The organism is Methylosinus sp. LW3 (genome assembly GCF_000527115.1).
Lineage (GTDB): Bacteria > Pseudomonadota > Alphaproteobacteria > Rhizobiales > Beijerinckiaceae > Methylosinus.
Window position 1 is genome coordinate 629809 of the sequence record NZ_AZUO01000001.1, and the last position, 24673, is coordinate 654481.

Annotated in this window: 24 protein-coding genes; 9 read left to right on the forward strand and 15 right to left on the reverse strand. The window is 65.3% G+C overall.

Annotation, left to right across the window (positions count from 1 at the left end):
* Positions 1-4: 4 nt before the first annotated feature.
* Both trpB and METLW3_RS0103105 read right to left on the reverse strand, forming a co-directional pair.
* Complete coding sequence (gene trpB, locus METLW3_RS0103100; protein ID WP_024878539.1) at positions 5-1252, reverse strand: tryptophan synthase subunit beta; 1248 nt, start codon at positions 1250-1252, stop codon at positions 5-7.
* 73 nt (positions 1253-1325) lie between these two features.
* Positions 1326-1973 carry a phosphoribosylanthranilate isomerase gene (locus tag METLW3_RS0103105; protein WP_024878540.1) on the reverse strand — a complete coding sequence of 216 codons (648 nt, stop codon included), beginning with the start codon at positions 1971-1973 and terminating at the stop codon, positions 1326-1328.
* A 236-nt stretch (positions 1974-2209) separates the two neighbouring features.
* On the opposite strand from METLW3_RS0103105, the gene hpnH reads away from it, so the two are divergent.
* On the forward strand, positions 2210-3361 hold the full coding sequence (gene hpnH / locus METLW3_RS0103110; RefSeq protein WP_024878541.1) for an adenosyl-hopene transferase HpnH: 1152 nt from the start codon (positions 2210-2212) through the stop codon (positions 3359-3361).
* Here the strand turns inward: hpnH and METLW3_RS0103115 are convergent.
* The 3 genes from METLW3_RS0103115 to METLW3_RS0103125 form a co-directional block, all read right to left on the reverse strand.
* Positions 3302-4012, reverse strand: coding sequence for a phosphorylase (locus METLW3_RS0103115; RefSeq protein ID WP_024878542.1), 711 nt, complete (start codon positions 4010-4012; stop codon positions 3302-3304). The two genes, hpnH and METLW3_RS0103115, sit on opposite strands and share 60 nt — an antisense overlap.
* 7 nt (positions 4013-4019) lie before the next feature.
* Positions 4020-5981 carry a squalene--hopene cyclase gene (gene shc / locus METLW3_RS0103120; RefSeq protein ID WP_198022733.1) on the reverse strand — a complete coding sequence of 654 codons (1962 nt, stop codon included), beginning with the start codon at positions 5979-5981 and terminating at the stop codon, positions 4020-4022.
* Positions 5982-6054: 73 nt separating this feature from the next.
* Positions 6055-6354, reverse strand: a complete 300-nt coding sequence (locus tag METLW3_RS0103125; protein ID WP_024878544.1) for a helix-turn-helix transcriptional regulator — start codon at positions 6352-6354, stop codon at positions 6055-6057.
* Positions 6355-6648: 294 nt separating this feature from the next.
* Here METLW3_RS0103125 and METLW3_RS0103130 point away from each other — a divergent pair, with 294 nt between their 5' ends.
* From METLW3_RS0103130 to METLW3_RS0103140, 3 genes are all read left to right on the forward strand, one after another.
* Positions 6649-7020, forward strand: coding sequence for a Rieske 2Fe-2S domain-containing protein (locus METLW3_RS0103130; protein ID WP_024878545.1), 372 nt, complete (start codon positions 6649-6651; stop codon positions 7018-7020).
* Between the two features lie 91 nt (positions 7021-7111).
* On the forward strand, positions 7112-7864 hold the full coding sequence (locus tag METLW3_RS0103135; protein WP_024878546.1) for a hypothetical protein: 753 nt from the start codon (positions 7112-7114) through the stop codon (positions 7862-7864).
* A gap of 99 nt (positions 7865-7963) precedes the next feature.
* Positions 7964-8848 carry a hypothetical protein gene (locus METLW3_RS0103140; RefSeq protein WP_024878547.1) on the forward strand — a complete coding sequence of 295 codons (885 nt, stop codon included), beginning with the start codon at positions 7964-7966 and terminating at the stop codon, positions 8846-8848.
* Between the two features lie 46 nt (positions 8849-8894).
* On the opposite strand, the gene rpsD is transcribed toward METLW3_RS0103140, so the two are convergent.
* From rpsD to METLW3_RS0103155, 3 genes are all read right to left on the reverse strand, one after another.
* A complete protein-coding gene (rpsD, locus tag METLW3_RS0103145; RefSeq protein WP_024878548.1) occupies positions 8895-9512 on the reverse strand; it encodes a 30S ribosomal protein S4 in 618 nt (205 codons plus the stop codon).
* 313 nt (positions 9513-9825) lie between these two features.
* Entirely contained in the window at positions 9826-10197 is a 372-nt protein-coding gene (locus tag METLW3_RS0103150) for a hypothetical protein (protein WP_024878549.1), read from the reverse strand.
* A gap of 136 nt (positions 10198-10333) precedes the next feature.
* Positions 10334-11176: a hypothetical protein gene (locus tag METLW3_RS0103155; RefSeq protein ID WP_024878550.1), complete on the reverse strand. Its 843-nt coding sequence runs from the start codon at positions 11174-11176 to the stop codon at positions 10334-10336.
* A 283-nt stretch (positions 11177-11459) separates the two neighbouring features.
* Here METLW3_RS0103155 and METLW3_RS0103160 point away from each other — a divergent pair, with 283 nt between their 5' ends.
* Entirely contained in the window at positions 11460-11765 is a 306-nt protein-coding gene (locus METLW3_RS0103160; protein ID WP_024878551.1) for a hypothetical protein, read from the forward strand.
* Positions 11766-11775: 10 nt separating this feature from the next.
* On the opposite strand, the gene METLW3_RS0103165 is transcribed toward METLW3_RS0103160, so the two are convergent.
* Positions 11776-12021, reverse strand: a complete 246-nt coding sequence (locus METLW3_RS0103165) for a hypothetical protein (RefSeq protein ID WP_024878552.1) — start codon at positions 12019-12021, stop codon at positions 11776-11778.
* Between the two features lie 239 nt (positions 12022-12260).
* On the opposite strand from METLW3_RS0103165, the gene METLW3_RS0103170 reads away from it, so the two are divergent.
* The 3 genes from METLW3_RS0103170 to METLW3_RS0103180 all read left to right on the forward strand — a co-directional run bounded on the left by METLW3_RS0103170 (position 12261) and on the right by METLW3_RS0103180 (position 17277).
* Positions 12261-12737, forward strand: coding sequence for a MarR family winged helix-turn-helix transcriptional regulator (locus tag METLW3_RS0103170; protein ID WP_024878553.1), 477 nt, complete (start codon positions 12261-12263; stop codon positions 12735-12737).
* Between the two features lie 77 nt (positions 12738-12814).
* A complete protein-coding gene (locus METLW3_RS0103175) occupies positions 12815-16003 on the forward strand; it encodes an efflux RND transporter permease subunit (protein ID WP_024878554.1) in 3189 nt (1062 codons plus the stop codon).
* Positions 16000-17277, forward strand: coding sequence for an efflux RND transporter periplasmic adaptor subunit (locus METLW3_RS0103180; protein ID WP_024878555.1), 1278 nt, complete (start codon positions 16000-16002; stop codon positions 17275-17277). Before METLW3_RS0103175 ends, METLW3_RS0103180 begins: the two co-directional genes overlap by 4 nt.
* Before the next feature lie 151 nt (positions 17278-17428).
* Here METLW3_RS0103180 and METLW3_RS0103185 read toward each other — a convergent pair whose 3' ends face one another.
* The 6 genes from METLW3_RS0103185 to METLW3_RS0103210 all read right to left on the reverse strand — a co-directional run bounded on the left by METLW3_RS0103185 (position 17429) and on the right by METLW3_RS0103210 (position 23950).
* Positions 17429-17677 carry an exodeoxyribonuclease VII small subunit gene (locus METLW3_RS0103185; RefSeq protein ID WP_018266871.1) on the reverse strand — a complete coding sequence of 83 codons (249 nt, stop codon included), beginning with the start codon at positions 17675-17677 and terminating at the stop codon, positions 17429-17431.
* Between the two features lie 82 nt (positions 17678-17759).
* Positions 17760-19112 carry a cytochrome P450 gene (locus tag METLW3_RS0103190; RefSeq protein ID WP_024878556.1) on the reverse strand — a complete coding sequence of 451 codons (1353 nt, stop codon included), beginning with the start codon at positions 19110-19112 and terminating at the stop codon, positions 17760-17762.
* Between the two features lie 22 nt (positions 19113-19134).
* A complete protein-coding gene (locus METLW3_RS0103195) occupies positions 19135-20739 on the reverse strand; it encodes a hypothetical protein (protein ID WP_024878557.1) in 1605 nt (534 codons plus the stop codon).
* A 9-nt stretch (positions 20740-20748) separates the two neighbouring features.
* Positions 20749-21732 carry a hypothetical protein gene (locus tag METLW3_RS0103200; RefSeq protein WP_024878558.1) on the reverse strand — a complete coding sequence of 328 codons (984 nt, stop codon included), beginning with the start codon at positions 21730-21732 and terminating at the stop codon, positions 20749-20751.
* A gap of 45 nt (positions 21733-21777) precedes the next feature.
* Entirely contained in the window at positions 21778-22443 is a 666-nt protein-coding gene (locus tag METLW3_RS0103205; RefSeq protein ID WP_024878559.1) for a hypothetical protein, read from the reverse strand.
* Between the two features lie 103 nt (positions 22444-22546).
* Complete coding sequence (locus METLW3_RS0103210; protein ID WP_024878560.1) at positions 22547-23950, reverse strand: cation diffusion facilitator family transporter; 1404 nt, start codon at positions 23948-23950, stop codon at positions 22547-22549.
* A 171-nt stretch (positions 23951-24121) separates the two neighbouring features.
* Between METLW3_RS0103210 and METLW3_RS0103215 the strand changes: the two genes are divergently transcribed.
* Complete coding sequence (locus METLW3_RS0103215; RefSeq protein ID WP_245267217.1) at positions 24122-24643, forward strand: thiol-disulfide isomerase; 522 nt, start codon at positions 24122-24124, stop codon at positions 24641-24643.
* The last annotated feature ends 30 nt before the right edge of the window (positions 24644-24673 follow it).

Below are 24673 nucleotides of genomic sequence, written 5' to 3' on the forward strand. Positions count from 1 at the left end.
AAGCTCACATCCCGCCCAAATGCTCCGCCACGGCGAAAATATCCTTGTCGCCGCGTCCGCACAGATTCATCACCATCAGATGATCCTGCGGCTTCTGCGGCGCCAGCTCCATGACCTTGGCCAGGGCATGGGAGGGCTCCAGCGCGGGGATGATGCCCTCGAGCTTGGAGCAGAGCTGGAAGGCGGCCAGCGCCTCCTTGTCGGTGGCGGAGAGATAGGTCACGCGGCCGATATCGCGCAGCCAGGAATGCTCCGGGCCGATGCCCGGATAATCGAGGCCGGCGGAGATCGAATGGCCTTCGAGAATCTGGCCGTCGTCGTCCATCAGCAGATAGGTGCGATTGCCATGCAGCACGCCCGGCCGTCCGCCCGCCAGCGAGGCGGCGTGGCCGTTCTCGACGTCGAGCCCGTGGCCGGCGGCTTCCACGCCGTAAATCTCCACCGACGCGTCGTCGAGGAAGGGGTGGAACAGGCCGATGGCGTTGGAGCCGCCGCCGATGCAGGCGACCAGCGAATCGGGAAGCCGCCCTTCCGCCTCGAACATCTGCTCCTTCGCCTCATTGCCGATCACCGATTGGAAATCGCGCACCATGGCGGGGTAGGGGTGCGGGCCGGCGGCGGTGCCGATGCAATAGAAAGTGTCGGAGACATTGGTGACCCAGTCGCGCAGCGCCTCGTTCATCGCGTCTTTCAGCGTGCGCGCGCCGGACTGCACCGGGCGGACCTCGGCGCCCAGCATCTTCATGCGGAAGACATTGGGCTTTTGCCGCTCGACATCGACCGCGCCCATATAGACGACGCAATCGAGGCCGAAGCGCGCGCAGGCGGTGGCGGTGGCGACGCCGTGCTGGCCGGCGCCGGTCTCGGCGATGATGCGCTTCTTGCCCATGCGGCGGGCGAGCAGAATCTGGCCGAGCACATTATTGATCTTATGCGCGCCGGTGTGGTTCAGCTCGTCGCGCTTGAAATAGATTTTGGCGCCGCCCTCTCCGCCGACCGCCGCCGTGAGGCCGCGCAAATATTCGGTCATGCGCTCGGCGTAATAGAGCGGGCTCGGCCGGCCGACATAATGCTTCAGCAGACTGTCCAGCTCGGCCTGAAAGGAGGGGTCCGCCTTGGCCTCGCCATAGGCGCGCTCGAGGTCGAGAATCAGCGGCATCAAGGTCTCGGCGACGAAGCGGCCGCCGAACAGGCCGAAGCGGCCATTCTCGTCCGGGCCGTTGCGGAAGGAATTGGGGGTCTGCTCGTTCACTGTCGGTCCTCCTCGCCTCGGCTGCGGCGCACTCTTAGACCCTCCGCCGCTCCGATGAAAGCGGCGTAGATCGTCAGACAGATGCGCCGCGCGCCGCCCCGACGAAGGCCGCGATCTTCGCCTCGTCCTTCACGCCGCGCTCGCGCTCCACGCCGGAGGACACATCCACCGCCGGCGCGCCGGTGAGCCGCAGCGCCTCCGCCACATTGGCGGGATCGAGGCCGCCGGAGAGCATCCAGTCGCCGCCACCATAGCCGCGCATCAGCTCCCAATCGAAAACCGTCCCGGCCCCGCCGGGGACGGCGGCGTTCGGCGCGGGCTTGGCGTCGAAGAGGAGAATGTCGGCAACCTCTCGAAAGGCCGCAGCGCTGGCGACATCCGCGGCGCCGGCGACGCCGATCGCCTTGATGACGGGCAGGCGGAAGCGCGCCTTCACGGCGGCGACGCGCTCTCGGGTCTCCCGGCCGTGCAATTGCAGAAGGTCCGGCGCGAGGGCGGCGACGATGGCGTCGAGCGCATCGTCGTCCGCGTCGACGGTGAGTGCGACCTTGGCGATGCGTCCCTGCGCGACCCGGCCGAGTTCCCGCGCCGTCTCGAGCGTGATGTGGCGCGGGCTCTTCTCGAAGAAGACGAAGCCGGCCATATCCGCGCCGGCGGCGATCGTGGCCTCGAGCGTCGGCAGGGTGGATAAGCCGCAGATTTTGACGATCACGCCGGACAAACTTCCCTCTCGCCGTTTCCGTTTTCGGGCCGAGACCCTATCATGACCGGCTCGGGCCTGAAAAACGCCATATCCTCGAGGCGAAGTCGCCGCAGCCGGCGATCTCGGCCGCCGGTTTGCGCAGTCGAGCTTTCGTGTTAGACGGAACGTTCCGACGCTGTGTTTCTCGCGCGTCGAAGCCGGGCGGCCTCCGCGCCGCTCTGTCGAAGAGCCGGTCCCTGGAAGGAACAGCTTTCTTGTCCATTCCGCTTCGCTACATCATGTCGATCGGGGGCTATATCCTCCGCCAGCATCTCGCCGGCCGGAAGCGCTATCCGCTGGTGCTGATGCTCGAGCCGCTGTTTCGCTGCAATCTCGCTTGCGCCGGCTGCGGCAAGATCGACTATCCGGACCATATTCTCGACAAGCGCCTCTCGGCGGAGGACTGCCTCGCCTCGGTGGACGAATGCGGCGCGCCGGTCGTCGTCATCGCGGGCGGCGAGCCGCTGCTGCACAAGGAGCTGCCGCAGATTGTCGAAGGCATAATGGCGCGCAAGAAATTCGCCATCGTCTGCACCAATGCGCTGCTGCTCGCCAAAAAGATCGATCAATATAAGCCCAGCCCTTATTTCACCTGGTCGATCCATCTCGACGGCGACGAGGAGATGCATGATCGCGCGGTGAGCCAGACAGGCGTCTACAAGCGCGCCGTCGAGGCGATCAAGCTGGCGAAGTCCAAGGGCTTCCGCGTCACCATCAACAGCACCTTCTTCCAGGACGCCGATCCGGCCCGCGTCGCCGATTTCTTCGACGAGGTGAAGCGCATCGGCATAGACGGCATGACGGTGTCGCCGGGCTATGCCTATGAGCGCGCGCCCAATCAGGCGCATTTCCTCAATCGCGCCCGCACCAAGGAGCTGTTCCGCGGCATTCTGAAGCGCGGCCGCGGCGGACGCGACTGGGCCTTTGTGCAGTCGGGCCTGTTCCTCGACTTTTTGGCCGGCAATCAGAGCTACCATTGCACGCCCTGGGGCAATCCGGCGCGCACCGTCTTCGGCTGGCAGCGTCCCTGCTATCTTCTGGGCGAGGGCTATGTCCCGACCTTCAAGCAGCTGATGGACGAGACCGATTGGGACTCGTACGGCGTCGGCAATTACGAGAAATGCGCCGATTGCATGGTCCATTGCGGCTTCGAGGCCACGGCGGTGAAGGACGCCGTCGCGCGTCCGTGGAAGGCGGCGCTGGTCGCTCTGCGCGGCGTGAAGACGGAAGGCGATTTTGCGCCCGACATCTCGCTCGAGAATCAGCGGCCGGCGCAATATGTCTTCGACAAGAATATCGCGACGCTGTCAGAGCTCCGAGAGGCCGAGGCTAAGGAGCGGGCCGAGAAGACGCCCACAGCGGCCTAAGGTCGCCGAAGATTTGCGGAAGTCCAGACCGGCGAGAATGAGATCGCCGATCTGGCGCGGCTCGCGGGCGAGATCGCGAAACACAGCGCGGAAATCGACGCCGCCGTCCGGCGTGACGGCGGAGGTGGCCAGTGGCGGCAGCGCCCGCGCCGCCGGATCATTGACCACGCGCACCACGGCCAGCGGCAGGCGCCGGCGCTCGGCGAATTCCGCGGCGATATGCGTCTCCATATCGACGACGGCGGCGCCGGTCCTCTTGCGCAGCGCGGCTTTGGCCTTGGGGTCGAGCACGGGCGCCTCGACGCCGGCGATGACGCCCGAGACGATCTTGCCGCCCGAGGCGCCGAGACCTTCGCTCAATATGGACGACAGCTCGGCGCTCGTCTCATAGCGCTTGCTCTCGGCGACGACGGAAGCGCCGATGACGACGTCGCCCGGCCGCAGCGCAGGATCGAGCCCGCCCGCTATGCCGAAGCTGACGACGCCGGCGAGCGCGAAGCCCTGCGTGCGCTCGAGCGCAGCGCGCAGGCCCTCTGTGTCGGCGCCGCTGCAAATCGGCACCAGACCTTCGCCCTCGGCGCAGGCGCGCTCGCTGAGCAGCCCCGTGATGATGAGGAAGCGCGGGGGCTCCACCTCATCCGGGCCGTCCAAGCGACGATTAGAGTCCGGTCTGGACAATTTTGCTGTTGCCCCTTTCGAGGTTACGATAGCGCGCGAGCGCCCAGAGCGGGAAGAATTTCGCGTAGCCGTGATAGCGCAGATAGAAGACGCGCGGGAAGCCCGTGGCGGTGAAGCGCTCCTCCTTCCACAGCCCATCCGCATCCTGATTGGCCTGCAGATAGGCTATGCCGCGGGCGACCGCCGGATGGCCGACCTCGCCCGCCGCCATCAGCGCCAGCACGCCCCACGCCGTCTGCGAGGGAGTGCTCGGCGCCTTCTCGAATCCGCGATAGTCGAGCTTATAGCTATCTCCATCCTCGCCCCAGCCGCCGTCCTCGTTCTGGATCGCGACGAGCCAATCGACGGCGCGGCGCATGGCGCGATGTTCCGGCTTCAGCCCGGCGGCGTTGAGGGCGCAGAGCGTCGACCAGGTCCCGTATATATAGTTCATTCCCCAGCGGCCGAACCAGCTGCCGTCCGGCTCCTGCTCGGCGAGGAGATAATCGACGCCGGCCTTCATGCAGGGGCTGGTCTCGATCGTGTCGCCGAGCTGCGCCAGCATGGAGACGCAGCGGGCCGAGACGTCCGAGGTCGGCGGATCGAGCAGCGCGCCATGATCGGCGAAGGGAATGTGGTTGAGATAATAATATTCATTGTCGGCGTCGAAGGCGCCCCAGCCGCCATTCTTGCTCTGCAGCCCCTCGACCCATTCGCGCGCGCGGGCGATGCGCTCGTCATAGGGACGCTCGGCGCTGCCGGCGTAGGAGCGATCCATCGCCGTCACCACCACGGCGGTGTCGTCGACATCGGGATAATAGGCGTTGGCGTATTGGAAGGCCCAGCCGCCGGGGCGCACATTCGGCCGCTGCACGGCCCAATCGCCCTTCACATCCAGCACTTGCAAGGGCGCGAGCCAATCGAGGCCGGCGCGGGCGCGCGCCTCCTCCTCCTCGCCGCCGACCTCGAGCAGCGTGTGGCAGGCGAGCGCCGTGTCCCACACGGGCGAGACGCAGGGCTGGCAATAGGCCTCGTCTTCCTTGACGACGAGCAGACGTTCGATCGATTCGCGCGCGAGCTTGATGCGCTCGTCATCGGCGGGGACGCCGAGAACCTCATACATCAGCAGGCTATTGACCATGGCCGGGAAGATGGCGCCGAGACCGTCGACGCCGTTCAGCCGCGCGGTGACGAAAGCCTCCGCCGCTTTTATCGCGCGCTGGCGCGGGCCTTTGGGAAAATAAGGATCGGCGGCGCGCAGCAGCCTGTCGATCGCGCCGAAGATCGCGACCAGCGCCGGATGCTGATGCGCGCCGGTCGGCCATTTCTTCACCTCCTTCGGCGGGGTGGTGAAGAGCTCGCCGATATGCACGCCGAGCCGATTGACCGCCTGCGGCTTCAACGTCTGCAGCACCAGCAGCGGCACGAGGACGGTGCGGCCCCAATAGGAGATCTTGTCGATATGGAAGGGAAACCATTTCGGCAGCAGCATGATCTCCACCGGCATGGCCGGCACGCCGCGCCAGGGAATTTCGCCATAGAGCGCCAGTAGCGCGCGCGTGAAGACATTGGTGCGCGCCGCCCCGCCATTGGCGAGGATCGCCTCGCGCGCGCGTTTCATATGCGGCGCGTCTATGTCGTCGCCGATCATCTTCAGCGCGAAATAGGCCTTCACGCTGGCGCTCATATCGAGGGCGCCGTCGCGGAACAAAGGCCAGCCGCCATGCGCGCCCTGAATGCGGCGCAGATAGACGGCGATCTTGCCCTCGAGCGCGTGATCGATCGGCTCGTCGCGGAAATGGCGCATCAGCACATATTCGGCGGGAATCGTGGCGTCGGCCTCGAGCTCGAAGCACCAATGGCCGTCGCCTCTGGCGAGCGCGCGCAGCGCGCCGGACGCGCGCGCGATGCTCTGGTCGAGCGCGTCATCGCGCTTCGGCTCGATCGCAAGGGCGGCGGTCATATTTTCGCGCTCCATCGCAGTTCGGTCATCACGATCCCTTCGTCTCTTTTTTCAAAAGAATGGTCTATCCGCGTCACAGACGCGCGACGCGCAGCGCCGGAGCCTCCGCGCCGCTCGGCGGCTTGACGACGATCTCGACGTCCTGCCCCAGCGCCACCAGAAAACGCAGCAGCCGCTCGACCGAGAATTGGCGCAAATCGCCGCGCAGCATTTTGGAGACGTCCGGCTGCTTGACGCCGAGCAGGCCCGCGGCCTCCACCTGCTTGAGGCCGCGCTCCTTCATCAGCCGGCCGATCTTGCCGATGAGCTGCGCTTTGAGCGCATTGTCCTCGCGCGCGCCAGCGGCGGCTTCGTCAGGCTCGGGCGCGTTCATGGGGTCCGGGTCCTCAAAAATTCGGGAGGGGCGCAGCGCGCACCATCAACTCTCTCCTACGGCTTCCGGGCTGATTGGTTCGCGCGGCATTTGCCGCCTTCCTTCTCCCCGCTCGCGGGGAGAGGGGGGACGCGCCGAACCGTTCCGCCGGAAGTCGTATCAGAACCGGTTGGTATGGTGATTTGACCATATCGTCAAGCGCCGGATCAGGCTGGCTCATCGCTTGCTACCCGATTTCACGGGTCCGCTCCGGGTCGCACGGAGCGTGGATGTTTGTTCGAAAGGGATCAGCCCATGGACGATCTGTTTGTGATTTGTCGCACAGGCCACATAGAGGACGGTCAAGCCACCGGCTTCGTCCTGATGCGCGCCTATGAGAACGGCGACAGCAATCCGTGGCCGATCATCATCACGCGCAAAGGCAACAACTTCTACGGTTTCGAGAATTCCTGCCCGCATGAGCAGATGCGTCTCGACACTTCGCCCGGCAATTTCCTCGACGAGTCGGGCAATTTCCTCGAATGCGGGCAGCATCGCTCCCAATTCGACCTCGACACCGGCCATTGCTTCATCGGCCCGTGCCAGGGCGGGAAGCTGACGCCGCTTTCGCTCGTGATCGACGACGGCGACGTCTGCATCACCGGCGTGCTGCTGGCCGACGAATGAAGACGGGCGCCGCGCCCGAGAGAGGGGCTCGGGAAGCGAGCGCCCAAGCATAGCCTGGGACTGCGAAAACTGGGGACAGGAAGGATAACCCATGACGGACATGGCGGAACTGCAAAAGCGCAAGCAGCCTCTCAATCTGGCGATCGTCTATGTCGATCCCGACGCCTTCATCGCCAATTATGTGGGCTGGCTGGAGATCACGACCTTCATCACCGCGCTGCGCGCCGGCGATGTGACGGTTCCCGCCGACGGCGTCACGCCCAAGCTCACGGACCAGCAATTGAAGGCCGCCGCGGCGGTCACTTACGGCGGCGATGCGCTATTCGCCTTCTTCATGACGGCGGCGCTCAAGGGCGACAAGGCGGCGGCCGACAAGGTCGAGGCCGCGCTCGTCGAGAGCATGGGCAAGGATTTCCCCGGCGCGACCTCGCTGTGGAGCTTCCGCACGCCGATGGATCCGCCCATCAGCCTCGAGGATCATGTCGGCGCCGCCGGCAAGAAGCTGCTGCTCGGCGACATTCCGCCGCCGCCGCTGCGCGCCAAGGAGAATTGGAACACCGGCATTCGCTTCTTCGAGCAGGCGCGCAAATCCAATTTCGTCCATGAGATCATGTATCCGCTGGCGCTGTGGAGCCGCGAGCGCTGGACGGACACATTGGAGAAGGGCATTTCCTTCCTCACCCATATCGAGGACAATGTCCCCGTGCTGCGCGAAGTGCTCGAGGAAAAGCGCAATGATCAGGCATTCGTCGCCAATCTGCTGCTGAAATTGGCGCCGGCGATCGATCAAGAGCTGACCGAGGATATGGAGGGCTTTCTGCGCTCCCTCGCGCGCCGCAATTGAGCGGGCGTGGGCGCGGCGTATGACGTCCTGTCATACGCCGCCGCTAGCCTCGCCTACTCCCGATTCGCCGCCGGCGACGGGAGATGTGGGGAGGCCGTCATGAATAATTCGCCGCTGCTCGTCTCGGTGACGATAGAGCCCAAGCTCGAACGCGATTGGGAGGAGCTCGTCGAGGCGCTCGCGCGGCTGTCCGCCGGCGCGCCCGGACTGCGCGTCTCCGATCTGGATGTGATCGGCGGAACGCAGGCGCTGCTCGAGGCGGCGAGCGAGGAGGGGCTGCGAGACATTGTCGCGCGCTTCCAGGAGCTGTCGCCCGTCGAGGCGATCATCGGCCCGCCGCGCGTCGCCTATCGCGAGCGCCTGTCGCGGCGCCAGGAAATCGATTTCACCCATAAGCGGCCCGGCCAATACGCCCGCGTGAAGCTCGTCTTCGACACGGATGGCGCGGGCGGCGAGATTTTCGAGAATCGTGCGCCGGAGAGTTCCGTTCCGGCCGAATTCGTCGACGGGGTAGAGCGCGGCGTCGTCTCTGTGGTGGAGAGCGGCGTCATTCTCGGCCGGCCTGTCGTGGAGCTGAAAGCGGCTCTGGTGGACGGCGCCGGCCATGGCTCGGATTCATCGGTGCTGGCCTTCGAGATCGCCGCGCGCGCCGCGACGCGGGAGGCATTGGCCAAAAGCAGCGAATTGCTCGAGCCGATCATGAGCGTCGAGACAGTCGCGCCCAATGACATTGCGGAAGCGGTGATCGAGGATTTGCGCGGCCGGCGCGCGCAGGCTCTGAAGGCGGAGCAGGGCGACGAGACCACGCGGATCACGGCGACCGCGCCGCTCGCGGAATTGCTCGGCTATGGCGATGCGCTGAGCGCGCTGGCCAAAGGGCGCGCGAGCCATAATCTACGGTTCGGCCATTATGCGCCGATAGCGCCCGAGGACGATACGCCCTTCCGCCCCGCGGCGTCCGCCCGGCCCAGCGCCACGGCCTGACGATAAAGATACGCCGGCCCGAAAGCTCCGGGCCGGCGAAAGTCGATCAGCGCGAGTAGAACTCGATGACCAGGTTCGGCTCCATCTGCACCGGATAGGGCACTTCGGAGGGAAGCGGCACGCGCGAGAGCTTGGCCGTCATCTTCTGATGATCGACCTCGTAATATTCCGGCACGTCGCGCTCGGCGAGACCGACTGCCTCGAGGACGATGAGGATCTGCCTGGAGCTCTCCTTCACCTCGACGACATCGCCCGGCTTCACGAGATAGGACGGAATGTTCACCCGGCGGCCATTCACCTTGATGTGGCCGTGGTTGATGAACTGCCGCGAGGCGAAGACGGTCGGCACGAATTTGGCGCGATAGACCACGGCGTCGAGACGGCGCTCGAGCAGGCCGATCAGATTGTCTCCCGAGTCGCCCTTCAGCCGGATGGCCTCCGCATAATATTTGCGGAACTGCTTCTCGGAGATGTTGCCGTAATAGCCCTTGAGCTTCTGCTTGGCCTTGAGCTGCGTGCCGAAGTCGGAGGGCTTGCCCTTGCGGCGCTGGCCGTGCTGGCCGGGGCCGTATTCGCGACGGTTCACCGGGCTCTTCGGGCGGCCCCAGATGTTCTGTCCGAGACGGCGATCGATTTTATATTTGGCTTCGGCGCGTTTCGTCACTTGCCGGCGTCCTCTTCCTTTTCGCAGCCTCGCAAAAGCGCGAAAACGAGACGCCGCGCCCGGCCTCGGTCAGAGGCGAGCGTCGCCGAACCACGTTCCCGCGCGACGAGGCATGCCTCTCGCGTCAAAAGAACGCGCCCTCCTCTGCCGGAAACCGGCCGACAGGCCGTTCAGGAACGGCCACGGGTGCGGGCCGGCGAAGGTTTCCCCGCGCCGGACCGGGGGTGATTATCCGCGTGAGCGGCGGAAGTCAAGAAAAAGGCCGGCTCGCGAAGCGCGGGCCGGCCGAAAAAGCGAAGCCGAGAGGCGGGGCTCAGGGCCACCAGATCGGCGCGATGCCGTCGCGATAGGGCAGAACCTCGAAGCGGCGGCGGTTCGGCAGCGTCTCCTGCATGAACCAGCTGCGCTGATTGTCCTCCATCGGCTGATAGGCGAAATAGGTGGCTTCCACCATGTAGCGATTGGTCGAGCCGACCGGGACGACCGGGCCGGGATCGAGCCAGCTGCGGCGCGGAACCACCAGCGGCTGGCGCACATAAGGGATGGGGCCGGTCGCCACGACGATTCCCTCCGCGGGAATGAAATGACGATGCGCGGAGCGATGCGTTTTGGCGAGCGCCTCGCCCGCCGTCGCGAGGGCGAGAAGGCAGGCGAGTCCGGCCGACAAACTGACGAAATGACGCATCCTCATCTCCTGATTCCGATATCGACAGGATCATAACCAATCACGTCGCCGGGCGATACCGGCCGTCGCGAATGGCGCCTCATGAAAGCTGAAAGCGGTCCGACGAAAGCGCCGGACCGCCCCTAGGTAGGCGCGCTCAGTGGCGCGCCGCGCGTTTTTTCGCGGCGGGCTTGGCGGGCTCGGCGTCGCTCGCGGGGGCGGGGGCGAGGCAGCCCGGCCCCTCCGTCTTGGGGAAGGAGCGGGCCAGCGCTTTGTTGTCGCCGGCGGGCAGATAATAGATGCGGTCGAGCAGGCAGCCCATGGCGCGGCGGTCGATCGGCTTGGCCCCGGCGCCGCAGGCGATGCCGGCGATCTCCATCGACAGGCTGGCGTTGACGAGGCGCATGGCGAGGCAGGTGCGCTCGCCCGCCGCCGCGGCCGCGACGCCGCCCTCGCGCAGCGACAATTTGATCTCCGCCGCCTCGAAGGCGCCGGCGCGCGTCACCAGCGGCGTCGGCTGGCCGATGCGGACGACGCCGAGGCCGGCCTGGGCGGCGTGGCGCGCCACATCCAGGAAGAAGTCGGAATTGCCGAGCTTCTCGCCGGCGGGCTGCAGAATGTCGAGCCGCAGATAGGGCCGGCCCGTGTCGAAGGCGCCGAAGGCGTGCGTCTCCTGGCGCCCGCCCGAAGGAAGCGGCTGATCGAAGGTGATCCGCGGATCCTTGTCGATCTCGGGCGCCTCGAGCCGGAAGGCGGCGACGCGTTCTGCGGCGGCCGCAGGCGCAGACGTGGACGCGTAGCTGGGCGCGGCGCTCGCCTTTGGCGCGGCGGCCGGCGCGGTCGCGGCCTCCTGCTGCGGCGTGCGGACGAAGGCGAGCGAGGCCAGCAGCACCAGAAGCGCCGCGACGCCCATCGACACTGCGGCGAGATTGCCGAGCGGACGCGCCCTCAGCGGGCCGGAGCCATAGGGGAGGTCATCGCCGGAAACCGACAAACTCATGACGCTACTCCAACCGCCCGTCTCGAGCGGGCTTTACACATTACGATCGGGCCAAATGTCCCGGAAAGGACTTATCTGGCCCTGAACATTGGCGTTAAGCGTAAACATTCCGTTGAACATAGTCGCGTTTTCGCTTTTCGACGCGCCGCGGGCGTGGTTGCGCGCGGCGCGCTGCGGCCTCGGGCCAAACTTCGGCCAAGAAGCTCCGAAAGAGAGAGGAGGTCAGATACGAAGATCAGCGCGACACGAGGTCGCTCTTACCCTGCAATATCGAGGAAATAGCATGAAGATTCTCGTAACGGCGGCCGTTGTCACCTTGGTCTCTTTTCCGGCATGCGCCGAAAAGGTCGCCGTCGGCTGCCAGCTGGTATCGCAATACAGCGAAGATCAAGTCGGTTATCTTCTGGGCGAGGCGCGCTCGGTTATCGGCGATCAGGAGACCAATCGCATCTATGGCCATTACGTCAGCCTGCGCAGCGCCTGCCAATATGATGGCAACGCCACCCGCGTGGTAAATCTCCCGCCCGCCTTGCGCGATCTTCTCGCCCAGAATGGCGTCGACATTCGCCGTTTCGCGCGGCGGCTCTGACGCCTGCGCGTCAGTGACGGCGGCCGCGCTTCTTGGCGGCCGCGGCCCCTTGCATCTGCGCCTTGCAGGCGCGGCTGAGCCCGCCGATATTGGCCTTCAGGCAGCTTTCCACCGCCGCGGCGTCCGGCACGTAGCGCTCGCAGAATTTATAGGCGTCGTCCGTGCAGGCCGAGCGCTGGCGGGCCGACCCGCGCTGCGCGGCGTCGGCCGAGGCCGCGCAGATCAGCAAGAATGTGCAAGCCAAAAGCAGCCTCATTCCCGTCATCCTCCCTTTGTCTCCCAGCCGTGATGGCTCGGGACCGTCTCGGCGCCGAATTGCCATAATTACGATAGGCGCGACGGTCCGCGCGGCAATCGGCTCCTGCCTTCATCCTAAATAGGGCCGAAATTTTCTTCCGAAGGGCGGGGGGCGGCTCAGGCGGGGCTTGAATTCGCCGCGCCGCACCTATTTAATAAGCATGCTCATCAAAAGCACTGCTATAGAAAGCGCGCCTAATGCCCTCGCCGCCGCCGACCACCTTCTGCTTTCTGCTGCATGATGCAGCACGGCTGATGCGCAAGCGGTTCGAGCAGAATGCCCGCGAATTAGGCCTGACGCGCGCGCAGACCCAGGCCCTGGCCTATCTGTCGCGCAATGAGGGCGTCAGCCAGTGCGTGCTCGCCGAAATGCTCGATCTCGAGCCGATCACGCTCGGCCGCACCGTCGATCGGCTGCAGGCGCTGGGCCTGGTGGAGCGCCGGCCGCACGAGACCGACCGGCGCGTCTGGCTGCTGTTCCTCACCGCGGCGGCCTGGCCGCTGGTCGAGGCCATAGCGCCTATCTCCGAGGCGACCCGCCAGGAGGCGCTGGCCGGCGTCAGCGACGAGGACCGCGCGACATTGATGCGCGTGCTGGAGACGGCGCGCGGCAATCTGATCGAGAAAATGAGCTGCTCGACGAAAAAGCCGAAGGCGCGGAGCGCGGTCGGCTGATCGATGGTCCGGGATCGGACGAGGCGAGAGCGAAGCGGACGGCGGCGCCCGCGGCGTAGTGAGAGTGGAAGACGTCCATGGAACTCGTCAAATATGCGCTCAAGTTTCGGCTGACGTTCTACGTCCTGGCCATTTTGATGACGTTCCTCGGCGGCGCGGCGATCGTCTCGACGCCCAAGGACGTGTTCCCCAATGTCGACATCCCGGTCGTGACGGTCATCTGGTCCTACACCGGTCTCTCCACCGCCGAGATGGAGAGCCGCGTCACCACCTATGCCGAGCTCTCCACCTCCAACAATGTCAACGGCATTCGCAATATGGAGAGCCAGACGCTGCAGGGCGTCGCGGTCATCAAGATCTATTTCCAGCCGGATGTGAACATAGAGCTCGCCATCACGCAGGTCGTCTCGGCGATGAACTCCATTCGCGCCTTGATGCCGCCCGGCATCAATCCGCCGACCGTCGTGCGCTATTCGGCCTCGCAAGTGCCGGTCATTCAGCTCGCGCTCTCCAGCAAGAGCCTCAATGAGCAGCAGCTCTACGACATGGGCCTCTATCGCGTCCGCCAGCAGCTGACGACGACGCCCGGCGTCACTCTGCCGACGCCCTGGGGCGGCAAGCAGCGCCAGATCATGGTCGATCTCGACACGGCGACGCTGCAGGCGCGCGGCCTCACGCCGCTCGATGTCGTCAACGCCATCACCGCGGGCAATCTGGTGGTGCCCTCCGGCCTCGTGAAATTGGGCGATCTGCAATATGTCGTGCGCCTCAATTCGACGCCCGACGCGCTATCGACGCTCAACAGCATTCCGATCCGCGTGGCCGATGGCGCGCCGCTCTTGATCCGCGACGTGGCGCAAGTGCGCGACGGCAACCCGCCGCAGCAGAATATCGTGCGCGTCGACGGCTCGCGCGCCGTGCTGCTGACCATATTGAAGAACGGCAACGCCTCGACGCTCAATGTCGTCGAGAATGTGAAGGCCGGCATCGCCAAGCTGCGCGAGTCGATCCCCAAGGACACGACGATCGCCGAATTGTTCGACCAATCGGTTTTCGTCTCCAACGCAATATCGGACGTGCTGCACGAGGGCGTCATCGCCGCGGGTCTCACCGCGCTGATGATCCTTCTGTTCCTCGGCTCCTGGCGCTCCACGCTGATCGTCGTCATCTCCATTCCGCTGTCGATCCTCGCCTCGCTCGCCGCGCTCAGCGCGCTCGGCCATACGATCAACATCATGACGCTCGGCGGCATGGCGCTCGCGGTCGGCATATTGGTGGACGACGCCACTGTCGCCATCGAGAACACCTATCGCCTGTTCGAGGAGGGCAAGGATTTCCGCTATGCGGTGGCGGAGGGCGCCGCCGGCATCGCCAAGCCGGCGCTGATCTCGACGCTCGCCATTTGCGCGGCCTTCGTCTCCGTGCTCTTCCTCACCGACGCCGCGCGCTTTCTCTTCGTGCCGCAGGCGCTGGCCGTCGTCTTCGCCATGCTGGCCTCCTATTTTCTGTCGCGAACGCTGGTGCCGATTTTGATGGACCAGCTGCTCATCCATGAGCATCACGCGGAGCGCGAGCGTGAGAGCGACGCGCGCCGCACCGGCTTCGCCGCTATTCTGACGCGCATTCAGCTCGGCTTCGAGCATGCCTTCGAGAAGCTGCGCGGCCAATATGCGCTGCTGCTGGTCGCGGTGCTGCGCCACAAGGGCCGCACGCTCGCCGCCGTCGCCGGCGTCTTCGCCTTCGGCGCTTTTCTGTTCGTCTCGGTCGGCGAGGATTATTATCCGCAGATCGACGCCGGCCAGATGACCTTGCATGTGCGCGGCCGCTCCGGCCTGCGCATAGAGGAGACCGAGCGCCTGTTCCAAAAGGTGGAGGACGTCATTCGCGAGACGATCCCGCCTCATGATCTCGCTCTGATCCTCGACAATATCGGCCTGCCGCAGATCACCTATAATTACGCTTTTTCCGACGGCACGACGGTCGGCTATAATGACGGGCAGATCATGATCTCGCTCGCGCATGGCCATGCGCCGACGGCGGGCTACATGCGCAAGCTGCGCCAGGTCCTGCCGCAGCGCTTTCCGGACTCGATCTTCTATTTCCAGCCGGCCGACATCGTCACGCAGATTTTGAACTTCGGCCTTCCCGCGCCGATCGCGCTGCGCGTCGTCGGGCGCGATGCGCCCGGCAATAAGATCATCGTGCGCAAGCTCTTGGATCGCGTGACGCAAGTGCGCGGCGTCGTCGACGCGCATATTCACCAGATTCTCGACGCGCCGGAATTCTTCGTCGACATAGATCGCTGGAAGGGCCAGCAGCTCGGCGTCAGCGTCCAGCAGATCGCCAATAATGTGAATATCTCGCTGTCGTCCTCCTTCCAGGTGACGCCCAATTTCTGGGCCGATCCGGTGACGGGCATTCCCTATCAGGTCGCGGTGCAGACGCCCGAATATCGCATCGCCTCGCTCAACGCCTTCGCCAACACGCCGATCTCCGATCTGAGCGGCGCCGGCTCGGCGCAGGTCGATCTTCTGACCAATGTCGCGCAATGGAAGCGCGGCGTGGAGCAGAGCGTCGCCGATCATTCCAACACGCAGCCGACCTATGACGTCTACGCCAATATTCAGGATCGCGATCTCGGCGGCGTCGAGCGGGATTTGCGCAAGGCGATCGCGGAGATCGAGCCGGAGCTGAAGCCCGGCAACTACATTGTCATTCGCGGCCAGATCGACAGCAAAAATCAGGCTTTCGCGCGCATCGGCCTCGGCCTCGTCGCCTCCATGATCTTCGTCTATCTGCTGATGGTGGTGAACTTCCAGAGCTGGGGCGATCCTTTCGTCGTCATTCTGGCTCTGCCCATCGCCTTCTGCGGCATCGTCTTCGCGCTCTACGTCACCGGCACGACCTTCTCCATTCCGTCATTGATGGGCGCCATAATGTCGGTCGGCGTCGCTTCGGCCAATTCCATCCTGCTCGTCACTTTCGCGCGCGAGCATAGAGAGGCGACCGGCGTCTCCGCGGAAGAGGCGGCGATCGAGGCCGGGCTGACGCGAATTCGTCCGGTGATCATGACGGCGACGGCGATGTTCGTCGGCCTTCTGCCCATGTCGCTCGCGCTCGGCGAAGGCGCCGAGCAGAACGCCGCGCTCGCCCGCGCGGTGATGGGCGGCATTGCTTTCGGCACATGCTCGACTCTGCTTTTCGTGCCTTTCCTCTATTCGCTGCTGCGGCGCGGAGAGGTTCAGCCTCCGAGGGATTATCTATGACCGAGATGTCGCAGCCGCAGGGACGCGGATTCGCTTCGACCGGCGTCGGCGTGCATGAGGCGCCGCCGCCGCGTCTGCGCAAGCTCCCCTTCTTTCTTCTTCTCGCGCTTCTCGCTCTGGTGCTGCTCATCGGCCTGCGCCGTCATGCGGCGCAGGAGCATGACGCGCAGGCGTTTCAGCAGGAGCAGGCCAATGCGACGCTCAGCCTGCGCGCGACCAAGGTGACGAAAGTCGCCGGCCCCGTGCATATAGAATTGCCCGGCCAGACGCTCGCCTTCGAGCAGGCGCGCCTCTTCGCGCGCGCGACGGGCTATATCGCCGAGCGGCGCGTCGATATCGGCAGCAAGGTGAAGCAGGGCGATCTTCTCCTGCGCATTTCGGCGCCCGATCTCGATCAGCAATATGCGCAGGCGCAGGCGCAGCTCGCGCTCAACAAGGCCCAGCTGCTGCAATCCAAGGCGCAGGTGGAGCAGACCAAGGCCAATCTCAACCTCGCCAAGCTCACCTACGGCCGCAGCTCGCAACTCGTCAAAAATAATTACGAGAGCAAGCAGAACAACGACATCAACGCTGCAAACGTCGAGACGCAGAACGCCAATCTGCAATCGGCGCAGGCGGGCGTCGAGGTCGCGCAGGCCAATATCGCCGCGGCGCAGGCCAATGTGGATCGGCTGAAGCAGCTCGTCGGCTTCAAGGACGTCACCGCGCCTTTCCGCGGCGTGGTGACGGCGCGCAACATAGAGGTGGGCGATCTCGTCAGCGCCGACGCCAATAGCGGCACGCCGCTCTTCTCCCTGGCGCGCGACGATATTCTGCGCGTGCAAGTGTCGGTGCCGCAATCGGAGGCGGCGGGTCTCGTCGATGGTCTCGAGTCCAAGGTCGAGGCGCCGGAGATGCCCGGCAAGACCTTCAAGGGCCGTATCGCGCGCAACGCCAATTCGCTCGCCGCCGCCTCGCGCACCCTGCTCACCGAGGTGGACGTGCCCAATCCCACCGGCGAGCTGCGGCCCGGAATGTTCGTGCGCGTCGTGCTCGATATTCCGCGCCCGCGGCCGCTGGTGAATATTCCGGCGCCGTCGATCCTCTTCGGCGCAGAGGGGCCGCGCGTCGCGGTGATCGGCAAGGACGATGTCGTGCGCCTCGCGAAGATCAACATCACGCGCGATTTCGGCACCAATGTCGATGTCGATCAAGGATTGACGGGCGACGAGACCATCGCGCTCGATCCGCCCGCCGATATTCGCGACGGCCGCAAGGTGACGATCCGCAAGTGAGCGATTCGGGCGCGAAACCCTCGCCTCTCGCCCGTCATTGCGAGCGAAGCGAAGCAATCCAGAGCCGTTGGGCGGCCCCTGGATTGCTTCGGCGCTGCGCTCCTCGCAATGACGGCCCTGTAGTTTAAAAAGAAGCGAAGCGCCGGCGGGCTCATTCAACGTCGAGCGGCGCCGTCCCCTTGGGCGCGCCATCGGCGCCGAGCGTGATCTTCTCTATGCGGGCCTCGGCCTCGCGCAGCAGCGTGTCGCAGCGCTTCTTCAGCGCCTCGCCGCGCTCATAGAGCTTCACCGAATCGTCGAGCGAGACGCTCGCCTTCTCGAGCTTGCCGACGATCTCCTCGAGCTCCTGTATCGCCTTCTCGAAGGGCAGGGCGTCTATATCGGCGTTGGCGTCGGACACGTGGGATTTCCTTCGGCGCGGCGGAGCTCATTTCCCCTCTCGTCGCGGAGAAGGGCGACGGGCGCCGCGCTCGAGCCGCCCGTCAGTCGCTCTCTACCACGAAATGCTGCGGGAAGGGCGTCGTGGCGTCGATTTGGCCCGCCGCGCCGGCCGCGCGGCGCAGATTGGGGCGCGCCAGCACGGGGCGCAGAATGGCCGGGATGACGGCGCGGTTGATATAGGCGCCGAAGCAAGTGTGCATGCCATAGCCCCAGAGGATGTAATTGCCCCAGGGACGATCGACGCGGAACTCGTTCGGCTTGTCGATCTGCAGCGGATCGAACATGGCCGAGAGATTGGAGGCGAGCACCATGGCCCCCTCCGGGATCTTACGGGCGCGGAAGGTGTTGGCGGCGATCACCGTCGAGCGGTTGGCGCGGCGGTAGATGACCGGATTGACCGGGTTGAAGCGCAGCGCCTCGAAGAGATAGGCGCCGAGCCGCGCCTCGTCGCCCGCTTGCGCCGCGGCATGGGCTCCGGCGAGCGCTTCCGGCCGATCGAGCAATTGGTCGAGCGCCTGCACCGAGGCTTTGGAGATGGTCGGGATCGCGCCGATGACGAGGCCGATGAGATTGTTGCGAATGGCGAGATCGTCGAACTCCGGCGCGCCTTTCTGCAGCTCCAGCGCACGGCCGAGCACATCGTCCTTCGTCTCGCCGCTGGCCTTGCGCGCGGCGATGGCGGCGTCGATCGCCTTGCGCAGCTCGTCGGCGGCCATCAGCGCCTTGGTCTCGATCGCCGGCTCGCCTTTGAGATCGACGAACAGCCACCAGAACAAGCTCGTCGCCCATTGGATGGCGTCGGTCTCGGCCTGCGCGGAGACGCCGAAATAGTCGGAGACGATCGCGGCCGGAACGCGCAGCGTCAGCTCCTGCGGCACGTCGATGCGCGTCGGAAAGGCGCTCGCATAGGCCTCGGCGCGCGCGCGGGCGAGCGGCGTCACCAGAGCCTCCACATCGTCGCGGCGCATGGCGAGCTTCATCAGCGAGGTGTCGTGCTGATATTGCGCCGTGTTCTGCATGCCGAGGAAGAAATTCGGGCCGCCGGTGATGGCGCGCATCTTCGGCTCATAGACGACGGCGAAATCCTCCTCGCGGTCGAGCACCTCGATCACATCCGTGGCGCGCAGGACGAAGGCCGTGCCATTGTTCTCGTAGCTGGTGATCAGCTGCTTGCCGATCACGAAATTGGGCAGCACGGCGCGGAAGATCGCGAATATTTCGATCAGCGAGCTCGGCCGCGTGAGCGCGCCGACCAAACGCTCCTTCAGCGTTCCCTCGCCGGTGACGAGCGCGCGCGCCGTCGTCGCGATCAGCGAGAAAAGGGCGACGACCGCGTCGAGGAGCGTCAGCGCATAGGCGCGCAGCGCGGCGAAGATGTTCTTCAACAAGGTCATCGTCTTTTTCCCGCTGCGGTCCTCAGGTCGGATCGACCGTGCCCATGCCGATCATGCGCAGAGCGGTGAGGCTCGGCACGAAGAAATATTCGCCGCCGCGCGTCTCCACGAATTGCGGCAGACCCTCGGCGATATAAGGCGGCTTGCCCGAGTCCTGCTCGGACGGCACCACGAATTTCGCCTTGGGGCCGTTGCGGGCGTCGCCCTGCGAATGATTGCCGACGATGGGGCAAGTGTCATTGCCCGCATTGGCGTCGAGGCCATAATGAATCCATTGCTGCTGCACGAATTCGAACTGGCGGGCGAGGCTCGAGCAGACGACCAGCATCACAATGCCGTGATCGCCATCATCCGTCGCTTCCGGGCCGGAGGAGCCATAGGGCAGGCCGCGGCGCAGGATGCGACGGCGATTATTGAGCACAGAGCCCGACGCCTGCTTCGGGTCCGTCTGCACCCATGGGTCGAGCGCGTCGCGCGTGTTCACGCGGCGCGTATGCGATGTCATCGGACATTGCTCGCCGTCGATATCCTTGCGATAGGTGAAGTCGACGAGCTCGCGCTCGCGCTCCGGCGAGCCTTCCGGAAACTTCTCGTTGAAGGCCTGCCATTCGGCGTAGTCTTTCGCCTTCATCAGCGGCACGCCGTCCGACCAGCGGCCGGCCATTTTGGCGAGCAGAGTCTCGCGCGCCACATCCACCGGAACGCCGCGGAAGGCGGCGAATTTCTCCGCCTGCTCGCCGATGAACTTGTTCCATGCGCCGACATTCTCATGCAGCTTGCGATAGGCCATGAAGGTGCCGTTGCGGCTGAAGGCCAGCGGCATGGCGGCGCCGGGAATCTCCTGCGCCTCGTCGGGATAGCCGAGCAGGAACTCGCCCGCCGCCAGCGCGCGCCACACGCCATTGCCATCGACGGCGCCTTGGCCGATCGCGGCGCTCTGCAGCCTGTCGGCGGGAAATTGCCCCTCGAAAACAGGATCGCTGATGCCGTCGGAGAAGCCGAAATGCTCCTTGGGCGTCGGTCTGCCATTGGCGTCGAAGAGCGCCGAAATATCCTGATAGGCCGTCTGCTCCTTGCCGGGCGGATTATGGCCGGCGAGCACGCTCACGCCATTCTCCGCGGCGAGGGCGACGATCGCCTCCGTCGTCGCGTCGAGATCGGCGGCGCTCGCCGTATAATGCTGATTGAGCACGATGAGAATATGGACCGCGGCCTCCGGCGGCTTGCCCTTGTTCTGCCAGACAGTGTCCCATTTCTCTTGCCAATGGTCGCCGCTGAAATCATCGCCTAGCATGCGCGCGCGGGCGGCCATGCCGTCGATGAACTCGTCGGGCAGGCCGCGCAGCGTGCGCGTCGGCACGCCGAGCATGAGCAGGCCGTAGAAGGTGAAGGCGATATTGACGGCGATCGCCGGCGGCTGAACCGCATCGCCGACGCTCGCGCCCGCAAGTGCCGTGGTGACGCGCGGCAGCAGCCTCGTCACGAAATGGCGGCCATTGGCGGCGCGGCTCGTCTTCGAGTCGCCGCCGATGTTCAGCAGAATTGTGCGGCCTTTGAAATAGCCCTGCTTGGGATAGGCTTCGAGAATATTGCCCTGAATATCCGCGAGGTCGAGAACGACTGACATTTTCCGCCCCTAGATTCCGATTGCGCCCGGCTTTTGCGTCGGTCCTTCGACATCGCCCGGCTTGTTGGCGTCGATGAAAGCTTTGAAAGCGTCATAGAGGCGCTGCGCCGAAGCCGGATCCGAGCCGGCGGCGTCGAATTGCTGATCGATGGCGAAGCGCGTGAACTCGCGACGCAGATAGAGCGCCTTCAGCACATCCGGCAAAGTGGAGTCGGGCGCCGCGGGGAAGGGCTTTTTGCCGAAGTCGAGAATGTAGAGATAGATCGCGAGGCCCGCGACGCCGACGCCGGAGGCGATCGCCAGCAGCGCGCCGATGAAGCCGTGCAGGAAATGCGGCAGCAGCCAGAAATAGACCAGCGCCGCGGCGACCGCGAAAATCGCCAGACCCCCGAGGCCCACCGTCTTCAGCGACACGTTCGGCAGCTTGTCCGCCGGCACGCCATGCGCCCAATAATCATGGAAGGGCATGGTCGTCTCGATCTGGCAGTCGGCGACATATTTGGCGAAGCTCGCCGCATCGCGCACGCGCGCCTCGAAGCCGAGGCAATATTTGAAGACTTTTCGCAGCTCGGCTTCCGATTGCGTCCACAGATCGCGAAGATAGGCGTCGCGCTCGGCGTCCGAGCCGGTCTTGGAGTCGAAATCGGCGGAGAAGAAGAGGAAGGGACAAGAGAGGTGATCCTGCGGCTGCGAGACCACCGGATTGAGCATGTCCTTGTATTTCTGGTCGATGGGCAGCTCGGGGCTGGCCGCGACCAGTAGCGTGTTGGGCTGCTCGCGACCATTATAGGCGACGTCGTCGATGACGACGAGACGCGCGAAATGATTGGTCGTGTTGGTCGCGAAAGGGCTCCTCTCGCCGCGCGGCATCAGCGACAAATGCTTGCGCAGCGCGTGCACGGGCGAGGTCGGGACGCCATCCTCGACGATCGTCGTCGTGCTGACGGGAATGAGCGTCGTGAGGAAATAGGCTCCGCTATCGAAGGTCGGCATGACGGCCTCTTTGAAAACGTGAATTCTGTCTTGCGGACGGATGCGTCAGCGGGCGCTCGTCGCCAGCTCGCCGGCGAAGTGCAGATAGTCCTCGCGATTGATCTCGGCGTTTTCCGTATCATTGCTGGCGACCGGCGCGCGACCTTCATAGCCGAGGTCGTTCTGCACCGTGCTGAGATAGCGGACGAAGAGCGCGCGGAACTGCTCCGGCGTCGAGCCCTGCAGATTCGCCTCGAGCTTCAGCAACGCCTCGCGCACGCGCAGGGCGGCCGTCACATCGCGCTGCGCGGCGCCGGGAACGGAATTGTAATAGTAATTCGTGTCGATCTGATTGGCGCGAATGTAATTCTTGAACGGCGTGATCGGCACGGAATGCGGATATTTCGTGCTCGTGAACCAGAGCAGATCGAGGCCGTTGGGCAGGCCGTCGGCGAAGGCGTCGATATATTGGTCCCAGGTGCCGTTGAAATTGCTGCAGAACAGCAGATAGTCATTGGAGATCTGCTGCTTGCCCTGGCCGAGATCGGGCCATTGGTCGCGCTTGATGATGGCCCAGCGCGCGAAATGGATGAAGCGGAGTCCGAGAAGGCCGCCTAGGGAGGAAGGGATCGACCGCGAGATCATGAAGCTGAAGCGATTGAACCATGTCCGCCAGGGTTTCATCGGTGTAATGACGTTCATTCCATAGGCTTTGCCGGTGACGTTCGACATGATCGCGGGCCTCGAAAAAACTATTCCATTATTCCCGGCTACGGATAGCTGCATTCCGTTCAAAAGACAATATGGACGCTGGGCGCGGAGCGCTCCGACGCGCTCAAGAATGGTCGTTTATTTCCGCATGTCCCGCAATTCGAAGGATGTTCGGAAATTCGCCGCGCATCGCCCGCTCCACCTCGTCGACGGCGGCGTGCGTGGCGTCGACCGAGAGCTGCGGATCGACGCAGCAGTGGTAATTGACGACGAGCCCTTCGGCCGTCTCGCGCGCGCGAACGTCGTGGACATTCACCACTTTTCCGCCCCGCGCGGCGTGACGCGCGAGCGCATCGGCGATGGCGCGGCGCGTCTGCGGCTCGGCGTCCTGGCCGGCGAGCAGATGCGGCTCGGAAGGCTCTATATGCGTGTCGATCTCGATCGCCTCGCCGAACTCCTCGCGGATCGCCTGCTCGAGGTCCGAGGCGATCTGATGCGCGCGCCCATGCGACATGCCGCCGTCGAGCTCGAGATCCAGCGTGATCGAGAGGCGCTCGCCCACCGTCTGCGCGATGATATGATGCACCTGTATGCGACGCCGGGCGGCGACCAGCAGAATGCGCTCGAGCACGGTCTCGTCGTCGAGCGCGATGGGGCGCGTGGCGAGGGTGATCTGCGCGCCGGGGACCGCATGGATGATGGCGGCGTTGGCGTCTTCCTTTATGCGCGCGGCGCGCTCCAGCGGCAGCGTCCGCGCGACGCCGATGACGGCCTCGCCCATCACCATGGGGCCGGCTGTGCGCAGGCGCAGGCTCTCCACCGCTATGACGCCGGGGGTCGCGCGCAGAATATCTTGTATCTGCGGCACCAGCTCCTGCGGCGCGGCGTCGAGCAGCGTCGCCACAGTGCGGCGGCCGAGCCTATAGCCGGCGATGGCGATGAAGACCGCGACGCCGAAAGCCGCGAGCGCGTCGCCCTGCGCAAAGCCGGCGCGCGTGGCCGCGAGGCCGACGATGACCAGCGCCGAGGAGACGAGATCGCTGGTGAAATGCAGCGCATCGGCGGCCAGCGCGTCGCTCTGCGTCTCCTCGGCGACGGCGCCGAGCCGCCGCGCGCGCGCGAAATCCACGACGATGGAGAGAAACAGCACGGCGAAGACGGGCCAGCCGGCGTCGATTTCGACATCCGTGTCGCCGAGCCGCTGCGCGGCCTGGCCGGCGACGACCAGCGCGAGGCCGAAGAGCAGCCCGGTCTCGATCAGCGCGGCGAGCGATTCGACCTTGCCATGGCCATAATGATGCTTCTCGTCCGCCGGCTTCTCGGCCTGGCGCACGGCGACATAGGTCAGCACTGTGGCGGCGACGTCGGCGGCCGAATGACCGGCCTCCGAGATCAGCGCCAGCGAGCCGGAGGCGAGGCCGGCCGCGAGCTTGGCGACCGTCAGCACGGCGCTGGCGGCGATGGAGGCTTTGGCGGCCGAGGCTTTGCGCGCGGCCGCGTCGGTCGAGATGTCGGCTGTGTCGGACATGGGCGGGATCGGTTGGTCGGCGCGCCCCCGCGCCGCGGGTCCCAGCCTTAACAACACAATGCGACAGGCGCAAATCTTCCGGCCTCTTTTCCGCCCGCCGGGCGCCGCTCGCCTCCACGCCGGATTTCCGCTAAGGGTAATAAGGAGGGGCGCGAGAAGGAGACGTGGAAGATGCGGCCGACGATGAGAAATGCGCTATTGGCCGCGGCCGGCGTCGCCGCCTGCGCCCTGGCGCAATTCGCATGGCCGCAGGCCGCGCAGGCGCAGGAGACGCGCGCCCAGGAGGTCGCGCCTTACGCGCGCGGCTCTTTCGAGGCCATCCGCAAGGCTCACGTCGGCCGTCCGCTCATCGTGCATTTCTGGTCTGTGACCTGCGTCATCTGCGTTTCGGAGCTCGCCGAATGGGGCAAGCTCGCCCGCGAGACGCCGGGTGTCGATTTCGTCTTCGTCAACGCCGATCCCGAGAGCGACCGGCGCCGCGCCTTGGCCCGCATGGAGAAGGCGGGGCTGAAGCAGGCCGTCAATTTCGCTTTCGCCGATCGTTTTGTCGAGCGGCTCTATTTCGAGGCCGATCGCCATTGGGAGGGCGAGCTGCCCTTCACCGCCTTCGTCGCCCCCAGTGGCGCGCTGGTGACGGAGATCGGCGCGCTGACCGATCTGAAGCTCGCGAGCTGGATCGACGGCAAGCGCTGAGGCGCCTCACTCCGCGAGCGGCTCGGTCCG